The organism is Thalassobius sp. Cn5-15, from assembly GCF_022347685.1.
Classification (GTDB): domain Bacteria; phylum Pseudomonadota; class Alphaproteobacteria; order Rhodobacterales; family Rhodobacteraceae; genus Thalassobius.
Genome location: NZ_JAKRGF010000002.1, coordinates 308025 through 327670, shown reverse-complemented (window position 1 = coordinate 327670; position 19646 = coordinate 308025). Strand labels below are relative to the sequence as shown.

17 protein-coding genes and 2 riboswitches are annotated in these 19646 nt (G+C 58.9%); of the genes, 9 read left to right on the top strand and 8 right to left on the bottom strand.

Going from position 1 to position 19646, the window contains the following annotated elements:
- Positions 1–19: 19 nt before the first annotated feature.
- Positions 20–106: riboswitch (glycine riboswitch) on the top strand.
- Positions 107–181, top strand: a riboswitch (glycine riboswitch).
- 83 nt (positions 182–264) lie between these two features.
- The 4 genes from gcvT to MHM86_RS07435 all read left to right on the top strand — a co-directional run bounded on the left by gcvT (position 265) and on the right by MHM86_RS07435 (position 6641).
- Entirely contained in the window at positions 265–1401 is a 1137-nt protein-coding gene (gene gcvT, locus MHM86_RS07450) for a glycine cleavage system aminomethyltransferase GcvT (protein ID WP_239197539.1), read from the top strand.
- 38 nt (positions 1402–1439) lie between these two features.
- Positions 1440–1799, top strand: coding sequence for a glycine cleavage system protein GcvH (gene gcvH / locus MHM86_RS07445; protein ID WP_239197538.1), 360 nt, complete (start codon positions 1440–1442; stop codon positions 1797–1799).
- A 241-nt stretch (positions 1800–2040) separates the two neighbouring features.
- Positions 2041–4887, top strand: coding sequence for an aminomethyl-transferring glycine dehydrogenase (gcvP, locus tag MHM86_RS07440; protein ID WP_239197537.1), 2847 nt, complete (start codon positions 2041–2043; stop codon positions 4885–4887).
- 239 nt (positions 4888–5126) lie between these two features.
- The gene (locus tag MHM86_RS07435) at positions 5127–6641 is read left to right on the top strand and encodes a Hint domain-containing protein (RefSeq protein ID WP_239197536.1); all 1515 of its coding nucleotides are present in this window, start codon (positions 5127–5129) and stop codon (positions 6639–6641) included.
- Positions 6642–6656: 15 nt separating this feature from the next.
- Here the strand turns inward: MHM86_RS07435 and MHM86_RS07430 are convergent, their stop codons facing one another.
- The 3 genes from MHM86_RS07430 to MHM86_RS07420 all read right to left on the bottom strand — a co-directional run bounded on the left by MHM86_RS07430 (position 6657) and on the right by MHM86_RS07420 (position 10777).
- Entirely contained in the window at positions 6657–7484 is an 828-nt protein-coding gene (locus MHM86_RS07430) for an inositol monophosphatase (RefSeq protein ID WP_239197535.1), read from the bottom strand.
- A 66-nt stretch (positions 7485–7550) separates the two neighbouring features.
- The gene (locus MHM86_RS07425; RefSeq protein WP_239197534.1) at positions 7551–10067 is read right to left on the bottom strand and encodes an ABC transporter permease; all 2517 of its coding nucleotides are present in this window, start codon (positions 10065–10067) and stop codon (positions 7551–7553) included.
- On the bottom strand, positions 10064–10777 hold the full coding sequence (locus MHM86_RS07420; RefSeq protein ID WP_239197533.1) for an ABC transporter ATP-binding protein: 714 nt from the start codon (positions 10775–10777) through the stop codon (positions 10064–10066). The genes MHM86_RS07425 and MHM86_RS07420 overlap by 4 nt, the downstream gene beginning before the upstream one ends.
- A gap of 64 nt (positions 10778–10841) precedes the next feature.
- Here MHM86_RS07420 and MHM86_RS07415 point away from each other — a divergent pair, with 64 nt between their 5' ends.
- Positions 10842–11465 (top strand): arylesterase, encoded by a 624-nt coding sequence (locus tag MHM86_RS07415; protein ID WP_370644099.1) that lies wholly within the window; start codon positions 10842–10844, stop codon positions 11463–11465.
- A 233-nt stretch (positions 11466–11698) separates the two neighbouring features.
- Here the strand turns inward: MHM86_RS07415 and MHM86_RS07410 are convergent, their stop codons facing one another.
- The gene (locus MHM86_RS07410) at positions 11699–11905 is read right to left on the bottom strand and encodes a cold-shock protein (protein WP_239197531.1); all 207 of its coding nucleotides are present in this window, start codon (positions 11903–11905) and stop codon (positions 11699–11701) included.
- 241 nt (positions 11906–12146) lie between these two features.
- Between MHM86_RS07410 and trxC the strand changes: the two genes are divergently transcribed.
- Positions 12147–12578 carry a thioredoxin TrxC gene (gene trxC, locus MHM86_RS07405; protein ID WP_239197530.1) on the top strand — a complete coding sequence of 144 codons (432 nt, stop codon included), beginning with the start codon at positions 12147–12149 and terminating at the stop codon, positions 12576–12578.
- Positions 12579–12594: 16 nt separating this feature from the next.
- On the opposite strand, the gene MHM86_RS07400 is transcribed toward trxC, so the two are convergent.
- Positions 12595–12918 carry an antibiotic biosynthesis monooxygenase family protein gene (locus MHM86_RS07400; RefSeq protein WP_239197529.1) on the bottom strand — a complete coding sequence of 108 codons (324 nt, stop codon included), beginning with the start codon at positions 12916–12918 and terminating at the stop codon, positions 12595–12597.
- 153 nt (positions 12919–13071) lie between these two features.
- Between MHM86_RS07400 and MHM86_RS07395 the strand changes: the two genes are divergently transcribed.
- Positions 13072–13554 (top strand): HugZ family protein, encoded by a 483-nt coding sequence (locus tag MHM86_RS07395; RefSeq protein WP_239197528.1) that lies wholly within the window; start codon positions 13072–13074, stop codon positions 13552–13554.
- Positions 13555–13560: 6 nt separating this feature from the next.
- On the opposite strand, the gene MHM86_RS07390 is transcribed toward MHM86_RS07395, so the two are convergent.
- The 3 genes from MHM86_RS07390 to MHM86_RS07380 all read right to left on the bottom strand — a co-directional run bounded on the left by MHM86_RS07390 (position 13561) and on the right by MHM86_RS07380 (position 18089).
- A complete protein-coding gene (locus MHM86_RS07390) occupies positions 13561–15846 on the bottom strand; it encodes a glycosyl hydrolase family 28-related protein (RefSeq protein ID WP_239197527.1) in 2286 nt (761 codons plus the stop codon).
- A gap of 98 nt (positions 15847–15944) precedes the next feature.
- Positions 15945–16349 carry a DUF4864 domain-containing protein gene (locus tag MHM86_RS07385; protein WP_239197526.1) on the bottom strand — a complete coding sequence of 135 codons (405 nt, stop codon included), beginning with the start codon at positions 16347–16349 and terminating at the stop codon, positions 15945–15947.
- Between the two features lie 96 nt (positions 16350–16445).
- Positions 16446–18089 carry a lysine--tRNA ligase gene (locus MHM86_RS07380; protein WP_239197525.1) on the bottom strand — a complete coding sequence of 548 codons (1644 nt, stop codon included), beginning with the start codon at positions 18087–18089 and terminating at the stop codon, positions 16446–16448.
- Positions 18090–18225: 136 nt separating this feature from the next.
- On the opposite strand from MHM86_RS07380, the gene MHM86_RS07375 reads away from it, so the two are divergent.
- Positions 18226–18654 (top strand): tellurite resistance TerB family protein, encoded by a 429-nt coding sequence (locus tag MHM86_RS07375; protein ID WP_239197524.1) that lies wholly within the window; start codon positions 18226–18228, stop codon positions 18652–18654.
- Positions 18655–18788: 134 nt separating this feature from the next.
- Positions 18789–19622 carry a hypothetical protein gene (locus MHM86_RS07370; RefSeq protein WP_239197523.1) on the top strand — a complete coding sequence of 278 codons (834 nt, stop codon included), beginning with the start codon at positions 18789–18791 and terminating at the stop codon, positions 19620–19622.
- The last annotated feature ends 24 nt before the right edge of the window (positions 19623–19646 follow it).

The following is a 19646-nucleotide window of genomic DNA, read 5'->3' as shown; positions in this document are numbered from 1 at the left end:
GCGGTCGGATACTGGTTTAGTCAACTGATCGGGAGAACTGGTTTAACCAGTGCCGAAGGAGCAACCGCCCCGGAAACTCTCAGGCCAAAAGGACCGATCAGGGCTGACAACTCTGGAGAGTGGCGCCAAATGCGCCCGCCGAAGGGATAACGATCTCAGGCACCGTGACAGAGGGGGCATCAAGGCGCAGCGACCTGCGCCATTATGGTGCCGGCCGGGGATTTTCAAAACACCTGCCGGATTTGAACAGAACCGGAGGGCGGAATGTCTGAACTGAAATCCCTGACGCTGGACGCACTGCATCGCGAACTGGGCGGCAAGATGGTGCCATTTGCTGGCTATGACATGCCGGTGCAATATCCCGCCGGCGTGATGAAGGAACACCAGCACACCCGTACGGCTGCTGGCCTGTTTGATGTATCGCACATGGGACAAGTGATCCTGCGCGGTGACAGCTATGAGGCGGCAGCCCTCGCGCTGGAAGCGCTGATGCCCGTGAACGTCGCAGACCTGACGGAGGGACGACAGCGCTACGGATTTTTCACCAACGAACAGGGCGGCATTCTGGATGACCTGATGTTCGCCAATCGCGGCGACCACATCTTTGTGGTGGTCAACGCTGCCTGCAAGGATCAGGACATCGCGCTGTTGCAAAACGGGCTGCCTGATGGCGTCGCGGTTGAGGTGATTGAGGATCGCGCTTTGCTGGCGTTGCAGGGACCTGAGGCAGAGGCGGTGCTTGCCACGCTCAACCCCGTGGTGGCGGATATGAAATTCATGGATGTGGCGATCCTTGACCTGAACGGTGCGGAATGCTGGATTTCACGGTCGGGCTATACGGGTGAGGACGGCTATGAAATTTCCGTTCCCGATTATGCTGCGGATGCTTTGGCGCGGGCGCTGCTCGCAGATGAGCGCGTGTTGCCCATCGGCCTTGGTGCCCGTGACAGTCTGCGGCTGGAGGCGGGGCTGTGCCTTTATGGCAATGACATTGATGCAGGCACCAGCCCGGTAGAGGCCGCGCTGACCTGGGGTATTCAAAAGGTGCGCCGCACAGGCGGCGCCCGCGCCGGTGGTTTTCCTGGTGCAGACCGTATCTTGGCTGAGCTGGAAGGCGGCGCGGACCGTGTGCGCGTTGGCCTCAAACCCCAGACACGCGCGCCGATGCGTGATGGCGTGGCGCTTTATGCCAGTGACGATGCCAGTGACGATGGCGGCGATCAGATCGGCCATGTCACCTCCGGCGGGTTTGGTCCCACGGTGGGTGGACCCGTTGCGATGGGCTATGTGCCGACGGCGCATGCCGCCAATGGGACAGTTCTTTACGGCGATGTGCGCGGCAAGCGACTGGCCGTCGAAGTTGTCGCGCTGCCCTTCGTGGCCGCGACTTTCAAACGTTAATCAACACAATCCAGATCGACGCAGGGAAGGATCCAGAGATGAAATTTACCGAAGACCACGAATGGCTGACCGCAGATGGCAACATCATCACCGTTGGCATCACCGAACACGCCTCCACCTCGCTGGGGGATGTTGTGTTTGTGGAACTGCCCGAAGTGGGTACCGAAGTTGAAAAAGGCGATGAAGTCGTGGTGATCGAATCCGTCAAAGCGGCGTCCGACATCGAGGCGCCGGTGGACGGCGAGATTGTCGAAGTGAACAGCGCCCTTGAGGATGAGCCGGGCAAGGTGAACGAGGATCCGCTGGGTGCGGCGTGGTTCTTCAAGGTGAAAGTCGCTGATCCATCGGTGATCGACGGTTACATGGACGAAGCCGCCTATAAGGCACTGGTTGAGTAAGGCCAGAATGACCTGAGAAGCGGCGCATTGTTTTGAAGTTCCGCCCAACAGGTACTGTTGGGCCGCGCCGTTCCGCCCCGTCAAACCGCAGGTTTGCCTACGGCAAAATGGGGCGGCGCGTATGCGCCTCCCCTCGGAACGGCGCTTAAATGCCGACGGCGAGCCATTTCAGGTCACACCATACGCTCCACCCACGCGGTTTGCCCGCCGCAGAAGACAGATAAACTCAAGAGAGGTTGATATGCCCTTCCAGCCAACCGACTATTTACCCTACGATTTTGCCAACCGTCGCCACATCGGCCCGTCGCCGGATGAAATGGCGGACATGCTGCAAACCGTTGGTGCCGACAGCCTAGAGGCGCTGATTGATGACACCATGCCTGCCCTGATCCGTCAGGCGGAACCTCTTGGCTTCGGCAAGGCGCTGTCTGAGCGTCAGATGCTGGCGCGGATGAAAGAGGTGGCGGGCAAGAACAAGGTTCTGACCAGCCTCATCGGCATGGGCTATCATGGCACCGTGACTCCGCCCGCGATACAGCGCAACATTCTGGAAAATCCCGCGTGGTACACTGCCTACACTCCCTATCAGCCAGAGATTTCGCAGGGCCGTCTTGAGGCGCTGTTGAACTACCAGACGATGATTTCGGACCTGACAGGCCTGGAGATTGCCAACGCCTCCCTCCTTGATGAGGCGACCGCGGCGGCAGAGGCGATGACCATGGCCGAACGGGTGTCGAAAGCAAAATCCAAGGCTTTCTTCGTTGATGAAAACTGCCATCCGCAAAACATTGCGGTGATGAAAACCCGTGCCGCGCCTCTTGGGATTGAGGTGATCGTTGGTGCGCCCGAGGATCTGGATGCCACCGCTGTCTTTGGCGCGATTTTTCAATATCCGGGCACCTATGGCCATGTGCGTGACTTCACCGCCGAAATGACCGCGCTGCATGAAAACAGGGGCGTGGGCATTGTGATTGCCGACCCGATGGCGCTGGTTTTGTTGAAGGAACCGGGCGCGATGGGCGCGGATATCGCCGTCGGCTCGACTCAGCGCTTTGGTGTGCCGCTGGGCTACGGCGGTCCGCATGCTGCCTATATGGCCTGTCGTGATAATTTCAAACGTTCCATGCCCGGTCGTCTGGTGGGTGTGTCGATTGATGCGCGTGGCAACCGTGCCTACCGCCTGTCCCTACAGACCCGTGAACAGCATATCCGCCGTGAAAAAGCGACGTCGAACGTCTGCACCGCACAGGCGCTCTTGGCGGTGATGGCGTCAATGTATGCGGTGTTTCATGGACCCAACGGTCTGAAAGCCATCGCGCAAAAAATTCACCGCAAGACCGTGCGTCTGGTCAAAGGTCTGGAAGAGGCAGGGTTCATGGTCGAACCCGAAGATTTCTTCGACACCGTGACGGTAGAGGTTGGCCCGCTGCAACAGGCGGTGCTGAAATCGGCGGTGGATGAGGGCATCAACCTGCGTCCCGTCGGGGCCACCAAGGTTGGCATCACTATTGATGAAGCTGTGGTCCCCGAAACGATCGAAGCGGTCTGGCGTGCCTTTGGCATTGCGCGCAAGGATGACCAACCCGGCGAATGGCGTCTGCCCGATCATGCGCTGCGTGGATCGGATATTCTGACCCATCCGATCTTCCACATGAACCGGGCCGAAACGGAGATGATGCGCTATATGCGGCGTCTGGCGGATCGCGATTTGGCATTGGACCGTGCGATGATCCCGCTGGGATCCTGCACGATGAAGCTGAACGCCGCGGCAGAAATGATGCCGATCAGTTGGCCGGAACTCTCGGATCTGCACCCTTTTGTGCCGCTCAATCAGGCGGCAGGCTATGCAGAGATGATGCAGGACCTAACCGATAAACTGTGCGAAATCTGCGGCTATGACGACTTCTCCATGCAGCCGAACTCTGGCGCGCAGGGCGAATATGCGGGCCTGTTGACCATCGCGGCCTATCACCGCGCCAAGGGGCAGGGGCATCGCAATGTCTGCCTGATCCCGATGTCGGCACATGGTACCAACCCCGCATCTGCGCAGATGGTGGGCTGGAAGGTGGTTCCTGTCACCTCGCTGGAAAACGGTGACATTGATCTGGAAGATTTCCGCGCCAAAGCGGAAAAACACAGCGAAAACCTTGCCGGCTGCATGATCACCTATCCCTCAACCCATGGCGTGTTTGAGGAAACGGTGAAAGAGGTCTGCCAGATCACCCATGATCACGGTGGTCAGGTCTATATCGACGGCGCGAACATGAACGCGATGGTCGGCCTCTCTCGTCCCGGCGATCTGGGCGGCGATGTCAGCCACCTCAACCTGCACAAAACCTTTGCCATCCCGCACGGTGGTGGTGGCCCCGGCATGGGACCCATCGGGGTGAAATCGCACCTGATCCCGCATCTGCCCGGCCACCCGGAAGTGGGCGGCGAAGAGGGTCCGGTTTCCGCAGCACCTTATGGGTCAGCGTCGATTTTGGCGATTTCTTGGGCCTATTGTCTGATGATGGGCGACACGGGCCTGACACAGGCGACCCGTGTGGCGATCCTATCGGCGAACTATATTGCCAAGCGGTTGGAGGGCGCCTTTGACGTCCTTTACAAAGGGCCGACAGGGCGTGTGGCACATGAGTGCATCGTAGATACCCGCCCCTTTGCCGAGAGTGCCGGTATTTCGGTAGATGACATTGCCAAACGTCTGATCGACAACGGATTTCACGCGCCAACCATGAGTTGGCCAGTGGCCGGGACCTTGATGGTAGAGCCGACAGAATCCGAAACCAAGGCAGAGCTGGACCGTTTCTGTGACGCGATGCTGTCGATTCGGGCAGAGATTGCAGCGGTGGAACAGGGCGAAATAGATGCGGAGAATAATCCGCTGAAACGTGCGCCCCACACGGTGGAGGATCTGGTGGGCGACTGGAATCGTCCCTACAGCCGCGAACAAGGCTGCTATCCGGCGGGGGCCTTCCGCGTTGATAAATACTGGCCGCCGGTCAATCGCGTGGACAATGCTCACGGTGACCGTAATCTGGTCTGCACCTGCCCACCGATGGAAGATTATGCAGAGGCTGCGGAATAATAGCCGTAGTAAGCGATTGATAGAAAAATAGAAAAACAGCGCCTCTGTTTCGGGGGCGCTGTTTTTTCTGCGCGGTTCATGTTGTGTGTGATTGTTTCCAATTTGGAGTTAAATCCCTCGTTTGGGATGCAACCCGTTCCAATTTGTGCCCCAATTGAACCTTATTGATGCCCATACGAAAGTAGATATTAACCCGGCGAACATATGCCTTTCGGGGCGAATCTCTGGGATGATATACCATGGCAATTGGACAGGCAGGATCGATTACGACGAATTCTCCGGTTGAGAATGCGCCAATTACCGTGACCCTTGACCAGCCGTTGACCGATCCCGTTTTCGCCTTCACCGCCACCAACAACGGCGGCGACCAGTTTGTCCTGCGTCTGGTTGATCAGACCATTGATGCGGATGGCAATACCACTGCGTTTTCCTTTATCATTGAGGAATGGGAATACCACGACGGCCCGCATCCGGCGGTGGAAACCATCAATTGGCTGGCGATTGAAGCGGGCGTCCATACGCTGCCGGATGGCCGGGTGATTGAGGCAGGCACGACCTCGACCAGTAATAATGTCAGCAATCCCAGTTTCAACGGTGCCTTCACCGATCCGCCGGTTGTCCTCACCTCGGTCATGTCGAACAACGATCCGACTGCGGTGGACAGTGATCCGCTGGCCGTCACCGCCAATGGCTTTCAGATCCAGCTTCAGGAAGAAGAGGCGCAGGCCAACGACCACGGCACTGAAACTGTTGGCTGGATCGCGATCCAGGCAGGGGGGGACGCGGACTCGGGAACCGCCTCGCTTAACGGCGGCGTTAACTCCTCACTCAGCACGCTGGGTCTGGGCGATACCTTTACCAATGCGGTGGTTCTGGGCGAAACTCAGACCAAGAATGGCCCTGATACTGCAACCGTTGTGATCGACTCGCAGACCAATTCCAATGTCACGCTGTTCGTCGAGGAAGAGCAGTCGAATGATCAGGAATTAGGTCATACACGCGAAACCATCGGCGTTGTCGCGTTTGAGGATGGGCTGATCCCTTGTTTCACCGATGGCACCCTGATCCTGACCGAAACCGGCGAAGAGCGGGTGGAACAGCTGCAAAAAGGCCAGCGCCTGCCGCTTTGGACCGGTGACAGCGCACGGGTGCGTCTGGTGCTGAAACGCCAACTGACCCGCGCGGAGCTGGAGCGTCACCCGAACCTACGGCCCGTTCGCATCACCGCCGGTGCGCTGGGGCAGGGGTTGCCCAAACGTGATCTTCTCGTATCTCCGCAGCACCGGATGCTGGTGGCCTCGCCAGTGGCGAAGCGGATGTTTGGCGATGCTGAGGTGCTGATCGCCGCGATCCGTTTGACCGAACTGCCGGGCATCTATGTGGACGACAGCGTCGACAGCGTCACCTATGTGCATATCGTGATGGATCGCCATCAGGTGATCTTTGCCGAAGGTTGCCCCAGTGAAACGTTGTACACTGGCCCGCAGGCCCTGCGCAGTCTGACAGAGGCTGCGCGCCAGGAACTGTTCACCCTGTTCCCCGATCTGGCCATCCGCGCCACGCCGCCGGAAACCGCCCTGCCGGTGCCGGAGGGTAAACAGCAGAAGCAGCTGATCGCCCGCATGGGCAAGAACGCCAAGCGCGTGCTGGATCCCAAGGTGGTACAGGTGGAGGAACAGCGTCCTTCGATCACGATTGCGGGGCAGTTTTACCGCCAATCCCTGCGTATGGGATACGGCGTGCGTGCGGCTTAATCTGAGCGCGTTTTCTCAGTGCAGGAACGGCAGTTCTGCCGCAACCTTTTGCCAAACCTCTTCGCTCGATGCGGTCAGCAGATAGCCTGTGGTGATGCCGGTGTGGTAAGCGCGCCCGTCAATCAGTCGCGCCACGCCGCCTGCCTGCGCCACCGCATGAACGCCCGCCGCGTGATCCCACGGATTAAGCATGCCGGACAGGCAGAAATCCACCGCGCCTTGGGCCAGCAGGCGGTATTCATGGCACGAACAGCGCAGCATGAAGGTGCGGTTGAACCGCGGTAGCGTCGCTGCCATCTGCTCCTGCACGGATTTTTCCATCAGGTCGAGATGGATGAAACCGGTAAGCTGGTCGAGTGGTTTCACCGACGCGGTACTCAACGCTCTGGCAGATTGATCCGGCGCGGCCATTACCGCACCGTTCCCTGCCGCCAAAACCCAGTCGTCCATCACCACGTCATAAAGCAGCCCGAACACGGGTATGCCGTATCTTGTGGCCGCCAGGATAACGCCGAAAGTCGCCAGCCCGTTGGCGAAATTCCATGTTCCGTCAACGGGATCAATGATCAGCGCCAGGTCCGCTTCGGCTGCTTGCGTGCGCAAGGTAGGGTCAAGGCTGGCGGCTTCTTCGCCCAGAACCATCGCGTCGGGGAAGGCGTCGTGCACGGCGGCGGTGATCCGCGCCTCTGCCGCCAGATCGGCCTCTGTCACCAGATCATCGGGTTTGGTTTTTGCGCGGATGTCACTGGCCGCAAGGTTACGAAATCGCGGTAGAATCTCGGCCTTTGCAGCGGCACGAACGGTGTCGATTAACAGATCCTGCTGAGCTTGGGTCAGTGTCATCATGGTTCCCTTATCTTTGGCTGCGAGGCCTGCCACGGTTGTATGTCAGGCGCAAGACATGTCGCGCTATTCCTTCGCTCGCAGCACATGCACCGGTTTGGTCGCCAGTGCCCGCCATGCAAATCCGATTCCAGCCAGCAACGTGGCCAGTACCCCGCCTGTCACAATGGCAAGGGCAGAGGGCCAGATCACCACAAAGTCACTCTCCATTACAAAGACCATAACGGCCCAGCCACCGGATACACCCGCGCCCAAGGCAACCAGCGCCGCACCGCCGCCCAAGAGGGCAGAGCGTAGGGCGAAACTAGCTAAAATCCGCACCCGGGTTGCGCCCAGCGTTTTCAGTACCGCGGCCTCGTAGGCGCGTGCCGGTGCGCCCGCCGCCGCCGCGCCGATCAGCACAAGAAAACCGGTCAGCAAGGTCGCCGCTGCGCCCCAGCGGGTGGCGTTGGCGATGCCCTCCATCAGTGCCGTCACACGGTCGATGGCGTCGCGCACGCGAATCGCGGTGATGTTGGGATAGCTGGTGGTCTGGTCACGCAGGATCGCGGCCTCTGCTGCCTCATCTGCATAGACGGTGGCGATGAAACTATGCGGTGCGCCCTTTAGCGCCGCCTCGTTCATCGCCAGTACAAAGCCCATGCCAGCGGTGGAAAAATCCACCTCGCGGAAGGACGTGACAGTGCCGGTGATGTCGCGGCCCAGAATGTTGACAGTCATCTCATCGCCCAGCTGCAGCCCCATTTCTTCCGCCTCTTCATCGGCGAAGCTGATCTGCGGCGTACCGGTGTATTCTGCGCCCCACCATTCGCCTGCGGTGATCGTTGTGGTCTCGGGCAAGGCACCTGCGTAGGTGACACCGCGATCACCGCTCAGGACCCAGTGATCGCCTGCGGTTTCTGCTGCCGGACGGCCGTTGATCTGGGTGATGACCCCGCGCAGCATCGGCGCGTGTTCATGGCGGCTGACCTGGTCGTCGGAGTTCAGACGATCAAGGAAACCGTCGATCTGATCGCGCTGAATATCAACGAAGAAGAAGGACGGCGCTTTTTCCGGCAGATCCTGTTGGATTGCGTTGCGCAGGTTGCCGTCGATCTGCCCAACCGCCGCCAGCACCGTCAGGCCAAGCCCGAGGGAGAGGACAACAGGCGTTGCCTCATCGCGTACGCTGCCGATGGCAGACAGTGCCCAGCGTAAGGCAGGACGCCCCCGGCTGAACGGGGCTGCGCGACGTGCCAGCCAGCGCAGGATCAGCGCAGCGATTGCAAGGATAGCCAAGGATATGATTACCCCCCCGGCGGTCCACAGAGTCAGCGTGACTGTGCCGGAAAACGCCACCGCGACACCCACCAGCGCCGCTGCCAGCGTTAATGTGATCGCCACAAAGGGCAACGGCGGCAACAGCTTTGCCCCCGCCATTGCATCGCGAAAGAGGGTTGCGGCGCGCACCTCACCCGTGCGGGCCAGCGGCCAGAGGGTAAAGATCAGCGCTGTCAGCAGGCCGTAAATCGCGGCCTCAAGCAGTGGTTCCGGATAGATCGAAAACTGCGCTGGAACAGGCAGCTGCGCGGCAATCACCGGGCCGAGGAGGACGGGAAGTCCCCCCCCAAGCATGAGTCCCAGCGTGATGCCGATGATGGACAGCACACCGATCTGGATGAAATAGACCTGAAACACCGTGCGCCGATCCGCGCCCAGACTGCGGAGCGTAGCGATCACGCTGGTCTTGCCCGCCAGATAGGCGCGCACCGCGGCAGAAACCCCAACGCCGCCCACCGCCAGCCCCGATAGGCCGACAAGGATCAGAAATGCGCCCAGCCGTTCGACAAAACTGGCAACCCCCGGCGCGCCGTTGCGCGCGTCACGCCAACGCAGGCCGCTGTTTTCAAACCGCTCTTTTGCCTCTGCCTCCAGTGGGGCCAATACGGTGCCTTCTGGCAGGGTCAGTCGGTATTTCGATGAAAACAGCGTTCCTGCGGCGAGGAGGCCGGAGGTTTCCAGCGCGTCGCGCAACACCAAGGTGCGCGGTCCAAGGGCGAAGCTGTCGCCAGCGCTGTCAGGCTCGTTTTCAAGCGCCGCCATGAGCACAAAATCCTGCGTGCCAAGGCGGAATGTGTCGCCTGTGTCCAGCTGCATCTGCGCGATCAGGATCGGGGCCATCACTGCGCCGGGCAGACCGTCGCGCCCCGCCAGCGCTTCGGTCAGCGGCATATCGGGGGCGAGGAGAACGCTGCCCACCAACGGATAGGCGTCATCGACGGCCTTCACTTGCGTTAACGCGCGGGTGTCACCCTGTACGGCCATAGACCGGAAATCGGCGATCGCCGACACGGCCAGTGCGGTGTCCTCCATCCATGCCCGTTCCTCTGGTTCAGCGAAGCGATAGGTAAACTCCATTTCCGCATCGCCGCCTAGGATAGCAGCACCTTCGGCGGCCAACCCTGCCTCGATCCCTGATCTTATGGATCCAACGCCTGCGATGGCCGCAACACCCAGCGCCAGACAGGCCAGAAAGATGCGGAACCCACGCAGGCCCCCGCGCAATTCGCGCCGCGCGATGCGGCCAGATAGGGCGAGGGTCATGCAACCGCTCCAGCGCCGGTGGTGCTGGCCGGCCCACGTTCATTGGCGATGCGGCCGTCACGCAGACCGATCACCCGATCACAACGTGCGGCCAGATCTTCGGCGTGGGTCACAAGGATCAGGGTCGATCCATGCCGATCCCTCAGCCCGAACAACATATCAATGATCGCGGCACCGTTGGCACCATCCAGATTGCCGGTGGGTTCATCCGCCAGCAGGATCTTGGGGCGTGGTGCTGCGGCGCGGGCGAGGGCGACGCGCTGCTGTTCACCGCCTGACATCTGCGCGGGGTAGTGGTCGGCGCGGGCGGATAGCCCCACGGCCTTTAATTCTTCCCGTGCACGATCAAAGGCGTCGCGGTGCCCAGCCAGTTCCAGCGGTGTGGCGACGTTTTCCAGCGCGGTCATCGTCGGGATCAGGTGAAAGGACTGAAAGACAATGCCCATGCTGTCGCGGCGAAAATGGGCCAGTTGATCTTCATCCATCGCGGTCAGATCCTGACCCAATGCCTGCACCCGACCGGTGGTGGCTTGTTCCAGCCCGCCCATCAGCATCAGCAGCGAAGATTTGCCGGATCCCGAGGGCCCGATCAGACCAACGCTTTGTCCGCTCTGGACATCCAGAGAGATGCCGTGGAGGATTTCAACACGGCCGGCATTGCCATCCAGCGTCAAGGTCACATCTGTTATGGAAAGAACCGGAGAAGTCATGTTTGTCAGCCCGACGTCAATTTATCTGAAAATACACTCTGCCCTGTCATATGGGGTGCACAGGTTGCGGGGCAAGGTGTTGGCGCTTCTGCTGCTGCTCTTGGCCGCGCCAGCAGGCGCGGAGCCGCTGAAACTATTGGCATTCGGTGACAGTCTGACCCACGGCTATGGCCTGCCACAGGGCGACGGGTTCGTGCCGCAGATGGAGGCATGGCTGCGCGCGCAGGGACTGGATGTGGCCGTGACCAACGCAGGGGTTTCCGGTGACACTACGGCGGGTGGATTGTCGCGGATTGACTGGACCTTGGCCGAACCCTTTGATGCGATGATCCTGACGTTGGGGGGCAACGACCTTTTGCGTGGTACCGCGCCAGAGGTGACGCGCGCTAATATAGACGGGATTTTGCAGGCAGTGCAGGGGGCGGGGGTGAAGGTGCTCCTTGTGGGCATGCCTGCGCCGGGGAATTATGGACCGGATTATGCGGCTGCGTTCAACGCGATCTGGCCAGAGCTGTCGGCGCTATATGGTACGGCCTATGTGCCGTCGTTCTTCATCGGGCTGCCCGATGAGGATCCTGCGGCCTTGCGCGGGTTGTTTCAGCCGGATGGGATCCATCCAAATGCGGAAGGTGTGACGCTGATCGTCGAGGGGTTAGGGCCAGAGGTGGCAAAACTGTTGGCGGAGTGACACAGATCTAACTTAGCGCAGGCGTCAGGCCGCGCCGCGCCTGTCTCTCCTCTATGGGAGGCATTTGCAGCGTTGTGACCCAAAGATGCGGCACATCTAAGTTTGAGCGTGATGTCTATTGGCAGCCGTTGCGAAGCGCACACTCAGGGTTGGGCACCGCGCTTTGCTCTGCGGCATGCCGAATGAAAAACGGGCCTCGAAAGGCCCGCCTCATCGTCTTCCTGCAAAAGGTCTTAGACCAGTGCCAGGTTGATCGCCGACTCGCGACCGTCACGACCTTCTTGCAGGTCGTAGGTCACTTTCTGGTTGTCGGCCAGACCGGTCAGGCCCGAACGCTCAACTGCGGAAATGTGAACAAAGATGTCCTTGCCGCCATCTTCGGGTGCGATAAAGCCGTAGCCTTTGGTGGTGTTGAACCATTTTACGGTGCCGTTAGCCATCCGTTTTCTCCTAAATTTAGTCACTGCCCGCGTCGGTGCGGCAGCTTGGCGCGTCAGTCGCAAGATCGAAAAACTGAGCCGTTAGATAGGAGCAGAGGTCGAAAGCAATAACGTTGCAAGGACAGATATGGGGCGATTTGTGGATTCTGGCAAGAGCTGGCGGAGGAAAGTACGGGAAAGTCGCCTTGTTATTGCGTTCACCACACATATATCTGGGCCCAAATGTGAACGGAGGCCGCCAATGGCTGGTAAAAAACTGACCTGTCTCAGCTGTGGGCAAGTGAATCGTGTTCCAGATGAACGCCTGACATCCGGTCCCAAATGCGGCACCTGTGGCACCAAGCTGTTCGCGCAAAAACCGGTCGAGGTGGATCTGGCCATCCTGCAAAAGGCCGCGCGCAACGATGAGGTGCCACTGGTGGTGGATTTCTGGGCCCCTTGGTGTGGACCCTGTCGCCAGATGGCCCCGCAATTCGCTGCCGCCGTTGCACCGTTGTCGGGTCGTGCGCGTCTGGTCAAACTGAACACAGAGGCGCATCCGCAAGCCAGCCGCCGTTATGGCATTCGCGGCATCCCGATGTTGGCCGCCTTCAAAGGTGGCAAGGAACGTGGTCGTAATGCAGGTGCGATGCCGACTGCGGGTATTCTGCAATGGGTGCAGGGGACGCTCTGATCCCCTGCGGCTCTTGTCATGGGTCGTAGGTTCTGGCCACGTCGTACATCACCGGCTCGAACCCTTTGCACAGTTCGGCGATCCGGCGGTTGCGTGCACGCATTTCATCGCTGCGCAACATGGCCTGAAAATCCTCGCGCCGCCGCCACTGCGAATAATTGGCGATCCGTGTCTGCGCGTCGTTCACATGCAGGCCTGCCGCGATAAATCCGGGCTGTTTGGAAATGAAACTGTCATAGGCATCCTGTAATGCGTCCATCAGATCCTGACAGGTGCCGGGGGTCATTTCAAAAGTGGTGATAACGGTTTGAAAGTCCTTGTTGGTGGTGATTTTTGGCACTGGCTCCTCCTTTTGGGTGGCTTGTACGCCAGATCAGCCTAGCACCGGCGCGGGCGCATCCCCAAGTGTTTTGGCATAGGGGGGCTACATAATTCAGACTGATTTAGTAGGTTATACTTGCCTGCTCTGAACGGCCACGCTACACCCCGGCCTATGCCAGAGTTGACCCAACCCACCGATGATGAGGCCCGCGCACTGGCGCGGCAGTTGATTGATGATGCCCGTTTCGCCGCCCTTGCGGTCAACGAGGCGGGCACCGGCCTGCCGCTGGTTAGCCGCGTGGCGATGGGCACCACGCCTGAAGGGCGTCCGGTGACGCTGATTTCAGGACTTGCTCATCATACCAAAGCACTGATCGACGATCCGCGCTGTTCGCTGCTGCTCGGTGAGCCGGGGGAGAAGGGCGATCCGCTGACCCACCCGCGATTGACGCTAATGGGGCATATGACCTTCCTGCGTCATGGCGATACGGGGCGTGATGATCTGGCCGCGCATTATCTGCAAAGCCACCCTAAATCGAAACTCTACATCGATTTCCCCGATTTCCGGTTCGCGCTGTTCCAGGTCGGCAAAGCCTACCTGAACGGCGGCTTTGCCCGTGCCTATACGCTGACGGCGGAGGATCTGGGGCTCTAACCTTCCTTAGGCATCCATGCGCACCAGCAGGCTGACGCTGCCGATTGTGTTTTCCGAAAATCGCAGGCTGACCTGATCATTGTTCGCCCCCTGCTGGGTCGAGGCATAAGGGAAGTCATAGTTGGCGACATTGGCCGCGTTTGCGATCTTGCCCCGCGCCACAACCGAATCCACATTGCGAGCATAGCCGCCAAAAGGCAGAGGGCCCGCACAGTCCACGGTCCACAGGTTTGACAGGGTGTTCTGGTCATGGCTGATGCGGGCAGGGTTTTCGAACCCCTGATCAATCGCCTGAAAGCTGTTGCCCTGCACCAGCACGTTGCGGATGCGATTGTAGTCCAGGTCAGCGAATGAGGTATCGACCATTTCCACCCGATCCAACGTGCCGTGAATGGCGCGGAACATGTTGCCTGCAATGGTCAGCCCGTTGATAAAATGTCCCGGCCCATGTGGTTTGATCACGATAAACCGCGACCACGGGGCCGAACCGATGGACTGAAAGATATTGTCCGTGATGTTGAGTGCGGAGAAAGAAAACTCTGATGCGAAATCAGGGGCGCTATCGTGTTCGTTGCTCCACTCAATCGAACAGTTGTCGATATAGTTGCCGTTGATTGTGGCGCGGTTCTGGGTGGCGGTCAGCACGATACCGGCCGTGCGGACCCCTTCAGGTTCATCATCGCCCTGAAACCAGTGATTGCCGGTGATGATCGACGACGTGCCACCCAACACGGCAAAATGGCGGAACTGTGTGATCCGGTTATCACGCAGTTTGACGTCATTGGCGTTGGCGTTCAACGCCACGCTGACGCGATCCTGCACCCGCGCGCCGGTCTCGGCTGACAGGAATTGGCACCGGTCGATCAGCATCCCCTGACAGCCATCTCCGGGCGATGTCAGGCCGCGATCCTTGGGCGCAGTAAAGAAGCAGTCTTTGACATGAAAGATCAGCCCTTCAGAGGCCAATAGAATGCCACTGGCGCGGCCGTTGCACAGGAATTCGATCCCCGACATCGAGAATTTGGACAGCTTCTGAAAGCCGCTGAAATCCAGCACGTATTTGAACCGTGTGAAGGTGTAGGTTTGCCGTCCTACCGCATCATAAAGCGGCGCCGACAGGGTAATCACGCCCGTGGCTTCATTTTTGGCGCGCACATAGACCTCGCGCCCGACACCGCTGCCGGTGATCAGGGCGCCGACAGGAATGTTGGCGATATTGTCCACTGCCGTCAGCTGTTTGTTGTTTGCGGCGCTGTAGCTGGCGGGAGAGGTGAAGGTTTCGGTATCCCAATCGCCGGAATTTTCGATATAGAACATCCCATTACGGATATGGCGGCGCTGGGCGTATTCCGTGCGGTTCGGCACCGCTGCCGCCATGTCGATGGGGGCAGAGATGTTGATGCGTCGCCCGCCCAGGTCCAGCCCTTCGTGATCTGCGTTATTCAGCAGCGACTGAAACGCCTTTTTGAAGGCCAGAACTTCATCCCCGAACGCCTCGATATAGGTCGGCAGGTCAAACGTCTTGGTCAGCGACAGGATGGCTGCATCCGGCATGGTCAATGTGCCCTGAAACCGCACCGGATTGTGCAGGGTAACGGAACTGGCCAGATAATAGGTGCCGCTGGGCACCAACACCTCGCGTCCCTGCGCGGCCGTATCTGCGGCGGTAAAGGCGGCGCTGTCGTCTGTGCTGCCGTCGCCCACGGCACCATAGTCGCGCACATCCACGCGGGCCAGCATGTCACGGTGAAAGGCGGCGGTGATATCCTCAATCTGCAGATCATCCACGCGTACTAACCCGCCATTGGCGCCGGTAAGGTCTAGGCCGAAATGGCCATAAGCGGCCTGCGTGCCCCAGACCATATCGACGCCTGCACGGCTGCCAGATCCGACAATGGCGCTGACAGTGACGATCTGTCCGTATTGCGTCAGCGTCGTTGTTGGACCGATGGTGGTCACACCGCTGAGGGCCGCGCCGCTGCTGTCGCCCGCCCATGCGGCGATGCGCACATCGGGCAGGTTGCCGCTGATTGCCTTCAGCCGTGCGGTGATGCGCAGATAGCACCCCGGTTCCAGCGGCGTCTGCCCCATGTAGCGCAGGCGCTGGGTGCCTTCCGTTTTCAGCAATTCCAGACAGCCGCCAAAATCTGCGTCTGCGGGCACAAAGGCCGCATTGGCCGCGCCGTCATAGGTTGGGGTGCCGGGCGTGCCGTCGCCGCTGGACCATTGATCCAGCCCAAACTCAAACGCGCGGGGGGTGAAGGTGATGCCGTCGGTGATTGCCTTGTTCATCGGATGTCCCTTTTCAGCGAAGTGGGGAACAGATCTAGAGGACAAGGGTTAAGGGCACTTTGGCCCACCGTGACGGTGGGTGTTGCGCGGTCGGTGTATTAGGCGCCCACGTCTGAGGGCGGGCGTAAGAAGACGCCATCAATGCGCCAGCCCGCATCCGTTTCCAGCACCAGATAATCCAGCACATAGCGTCGGCCTTTGCGGTCCTGCACCTCGATGCTTTGCACCACCCCGCCGGGGTGAGCTTTGGCGGATAGAAAGGTCAGTGCTGTGGGGCGCCAGACCATCGGATAGCCGCGTTGTACCATCTGGCCGAAGTTCTGCGGCGTGCGAAACAGCCCTTGGACTTTGGCACTGGCAAAGCTGAAAGCGGTGGCGAAATCATCCACTTGAAAGGCTGCGATCTGATCGCGGATCACCTGTTTCGCCGTCTCTGGCTCCGCCCACAGCGGGCGTGGCAGGGCGAGGGTCAGGGTGAACACTAGGGCAGGGATCAAACGCATGGCGGGCCTCCTGATATTCAGGTAGGCCCGCCAAAGTGTTCGTCAAATCTGTAGGCGCGCACGGCATGTGTCGCCAGATTGATCGCCCTCGGGTGCTTAGGACAACTCGCCCTTCAGACCCTGATCGATCAACGCCACGGTCTCTGCTGCACCATAAAGGGCTGCGAAGGAGCCGAAACGCGGACCCTGGGATTGCCCCAGCAGCACCTCGTAAAGTGCTTTGAACCAATCACGCAGGTTTTCAAATCCGTGGTTTTTGCCGACGGCAAAGACCACCGACTGCAGGAAATCACCATCGGTGAAGTCTGCCTCTGGCAGCGCGTCCTCATTTCCCATCATGGCGTTTTTCTTGGCGATCTGCTCCAACGCGACTTCTGCGGAGGCAAAAGCTGCTTGCAGATCTTCCAGTGCGGCGCGTTCCTGATCGGTCGGCGCACGGAACACTTTTTCCGGCTTCACGAAGTCGTTGTAGTAACGCACCGCATAGCCTGCCGCAGCATCCAGTTGCGGGTTTGCTTCGGGCGAGGCGTCAGGCGCATAGCGCTGGATGAAACCCCAAAGCTGCGCCTTGTCGTCCGCACCCGCGACGGAGGCGAGGTTCAAGAGCATCGAGAAGGGAACAACCATATCCGATGCAGGCACGTCACCGGAATGGATGTGCCAGACGGGGTTGTTCAGCTGTGCCTTCACGTCCTGACCGGCATAAGCGCGCAGTTGCTGGTGGTATTCATCCATCGCCTTGGGGATCACGTCAAAATGCATCCGCTTGGCGGTTTTGGGCTTTTGATACATGAAGTAGGCGAGGCTCTCGGTCGGGGCGTAGGTCAGCCATTCGTCGATCGAAATACCGTTGCCGGAGGTTTTAGAGATCTTCTGCCCGTTGGCATCCAGAAACAGCTCATAAGTGAAGTGTTCTGGCGCGCGCTGGCCCAGCACGCGGCAGATGCCGTCATAGATCGGTGTGTTGGTCGAATGGTCCTTGCCATACATTTCAAAATCCACCCCCAGCGCGGCCCAGCGGGCGCCGAAGTCTGGCTTCCACTGCAATTTCACGGTGCCGCCGGTGACGGGGAGGGTCCATTCCTTGCCGTCCTCATCATCAAAGGTGATGGTATACGTCTCTGCACAGACCTTTTTCATCGGCACGTAAAGAACACGGCCGGTTTCAGGATGGATCGGCAGAAAGATGGAATACGTCGCGGCGCGCTCTTCGCGCAGGGATTTCAGCATGATGGCCATCACGTCATCATACTTCTCGACCGCGCGTTTCAGAACCTCATCAAACTGACCGGATTCGTAGAACTCTTTGGCCGAGTAGAATTCGTACTCAAACCCGAAGGTATCCAGAAAGCGGCGCAGCATGGCGTTGTTGTGATGGCCAAAGCTCTCATACTCACCAAAGGGATCGGGCACCGAGGTCAGCGGTTTTTGCAGATGTTCATGCAGGCTGTCGGCGTTCGGCACGTTGCCCGGCACCTTGCGCATGCCGTCCAGATCGTCGGAAAAACAGATCAGTTTGGTGGGGATATCGCTGATCACCTCAAAGGCGCGTTTGATCATCGTGGTGCGCGCCACCTCGCCAAAGGTGCCGATATGCGGCAGGCCCGACGGGCCATAGCCGGTTTCAAACAGCACATAGCCCTTTTCAGGTGCGCCCTTTGCGTAACGCTTGACCAGCTTCCGGGCCTCCTCGAACGGCCAGGCTTTGGATTTCAATGCGGCGTCACGCAACTCAGACATCTGCTGTCTCCATTAGATCAGGGGTCCGCTCGCGCCCCATGCGCGACAGACCGACGCTTCCTATTGCGACAATGGCTGTCAGTCAATATTCTGCAATTGCGAACAGTCCCAAATAAGCCCGGAAAGGCCAGCATTTATGACCCGTGAACAGCCCCCCCATCCGCTCAGCCCGCAGGACTGTCTGGTTGCGATCATGATCGCGATTTCCGCCGCCGACGCAAATATGCGCACCGCTGAGCTGGTCAAGATCCAGAACGCAGTGAACCACCTGCCGGTGTTTGGCACCTATGACATTGACCGCATCGCGGATGTATCCCGCATCGTGTTTGAGCTGTTTTCCGAGGAAGAGGGCCTGGATGCCCTGTTTGGCCTGATCCGCGCCAACCTGCCGGAGCATCTGTTTGAAACCGCCTACGCGCTGGCCTGTGACGTTGCGGCGGCAGATGGCAACATCCCCGAGTCTGAGCTGCGCCTGCTGGAAGAGATGCGCCACGAGCTGAACATCGACCGCCTGCACGCCGCCGCGATTGAGCGCGGATCGCGGGCGCGGCATATTTCTGGGTGAGGGGCGGTAGGTGCCGCTGAAATTGGAAAACCCCGCTTGTTGTGAGCGGGGTTTTGTTTTTGGTGGATGTGATGTTTGGTGAGGTTGGCTGACAGGCCTAAGTTTAAGAGTTACTTTTGTGCACAAGGATTTTAATGAACAATAAGCTACCTGAAGACATGATAAACGCTTTTGCACTGGGCTTAAGGAAACAAAATGCAGGTCCCAAAGAGTGGGCCGGTATTGACTGGTTGCCTTGGATGGCGCTTAGAGCAGTTCTAGAGACCAAAGCTGTTAAAACCGCCTCGGTTTGGTTGGTGCTAGTGCCAGTTATATTAACCTTTACATCAGAATTCCCAGAACGATATAGCGCCGCTCCGCTTGGTGGGCAGGAGCCAATTTCATTCGTCCTGAAAATTCCTTTCAATTGGTATCTGTTTTATTTCGCAGCGGTTTGTTTCTTCATAGCTAGACTCTGCTATGTGATCTTCTGTCCCGATTTCATCAAGAAATATTCTGTAGCGGCAGACGCGACATCAGCAGGCATCACAGCTTCGTCCGTTAGGGATTATGCTTCAGGGTACTTGTCTGCGGTTACACTTAAGAAAAACCCACTCAGTCCAGAAGGATTACGCCTTAACTCTTTTCTTTCGGAAATTACTGGTTCGCCCAATATTGTTGGTGAGCATTGGGATACTGGGAACGGCGACAACCTTATGCAGTCAGCGGTTGCGGGTGTCCATATTCGTGATCTGCCCGGCACTGGCACTTATTTACGGGCGTTCAAGCTGACTGGAAATGAAGATGAAGATAAAAAGTTATTAACCACCACTCTTGTTTGGAAGTTTATTGACTGGCTCAATTACTCAAAGTCGGTTGCACGCGCGCTTTGCACAATTTTTGTTCTCTGTGGTTTGGGCTTGCTTGCAGTGCCGTTCTCGCAGGGTTTTCTCGCAGTTTTTGGGGCGTTTATGCATAATAGTAGCTAATATGCTAATTCGACGTGCCCAATG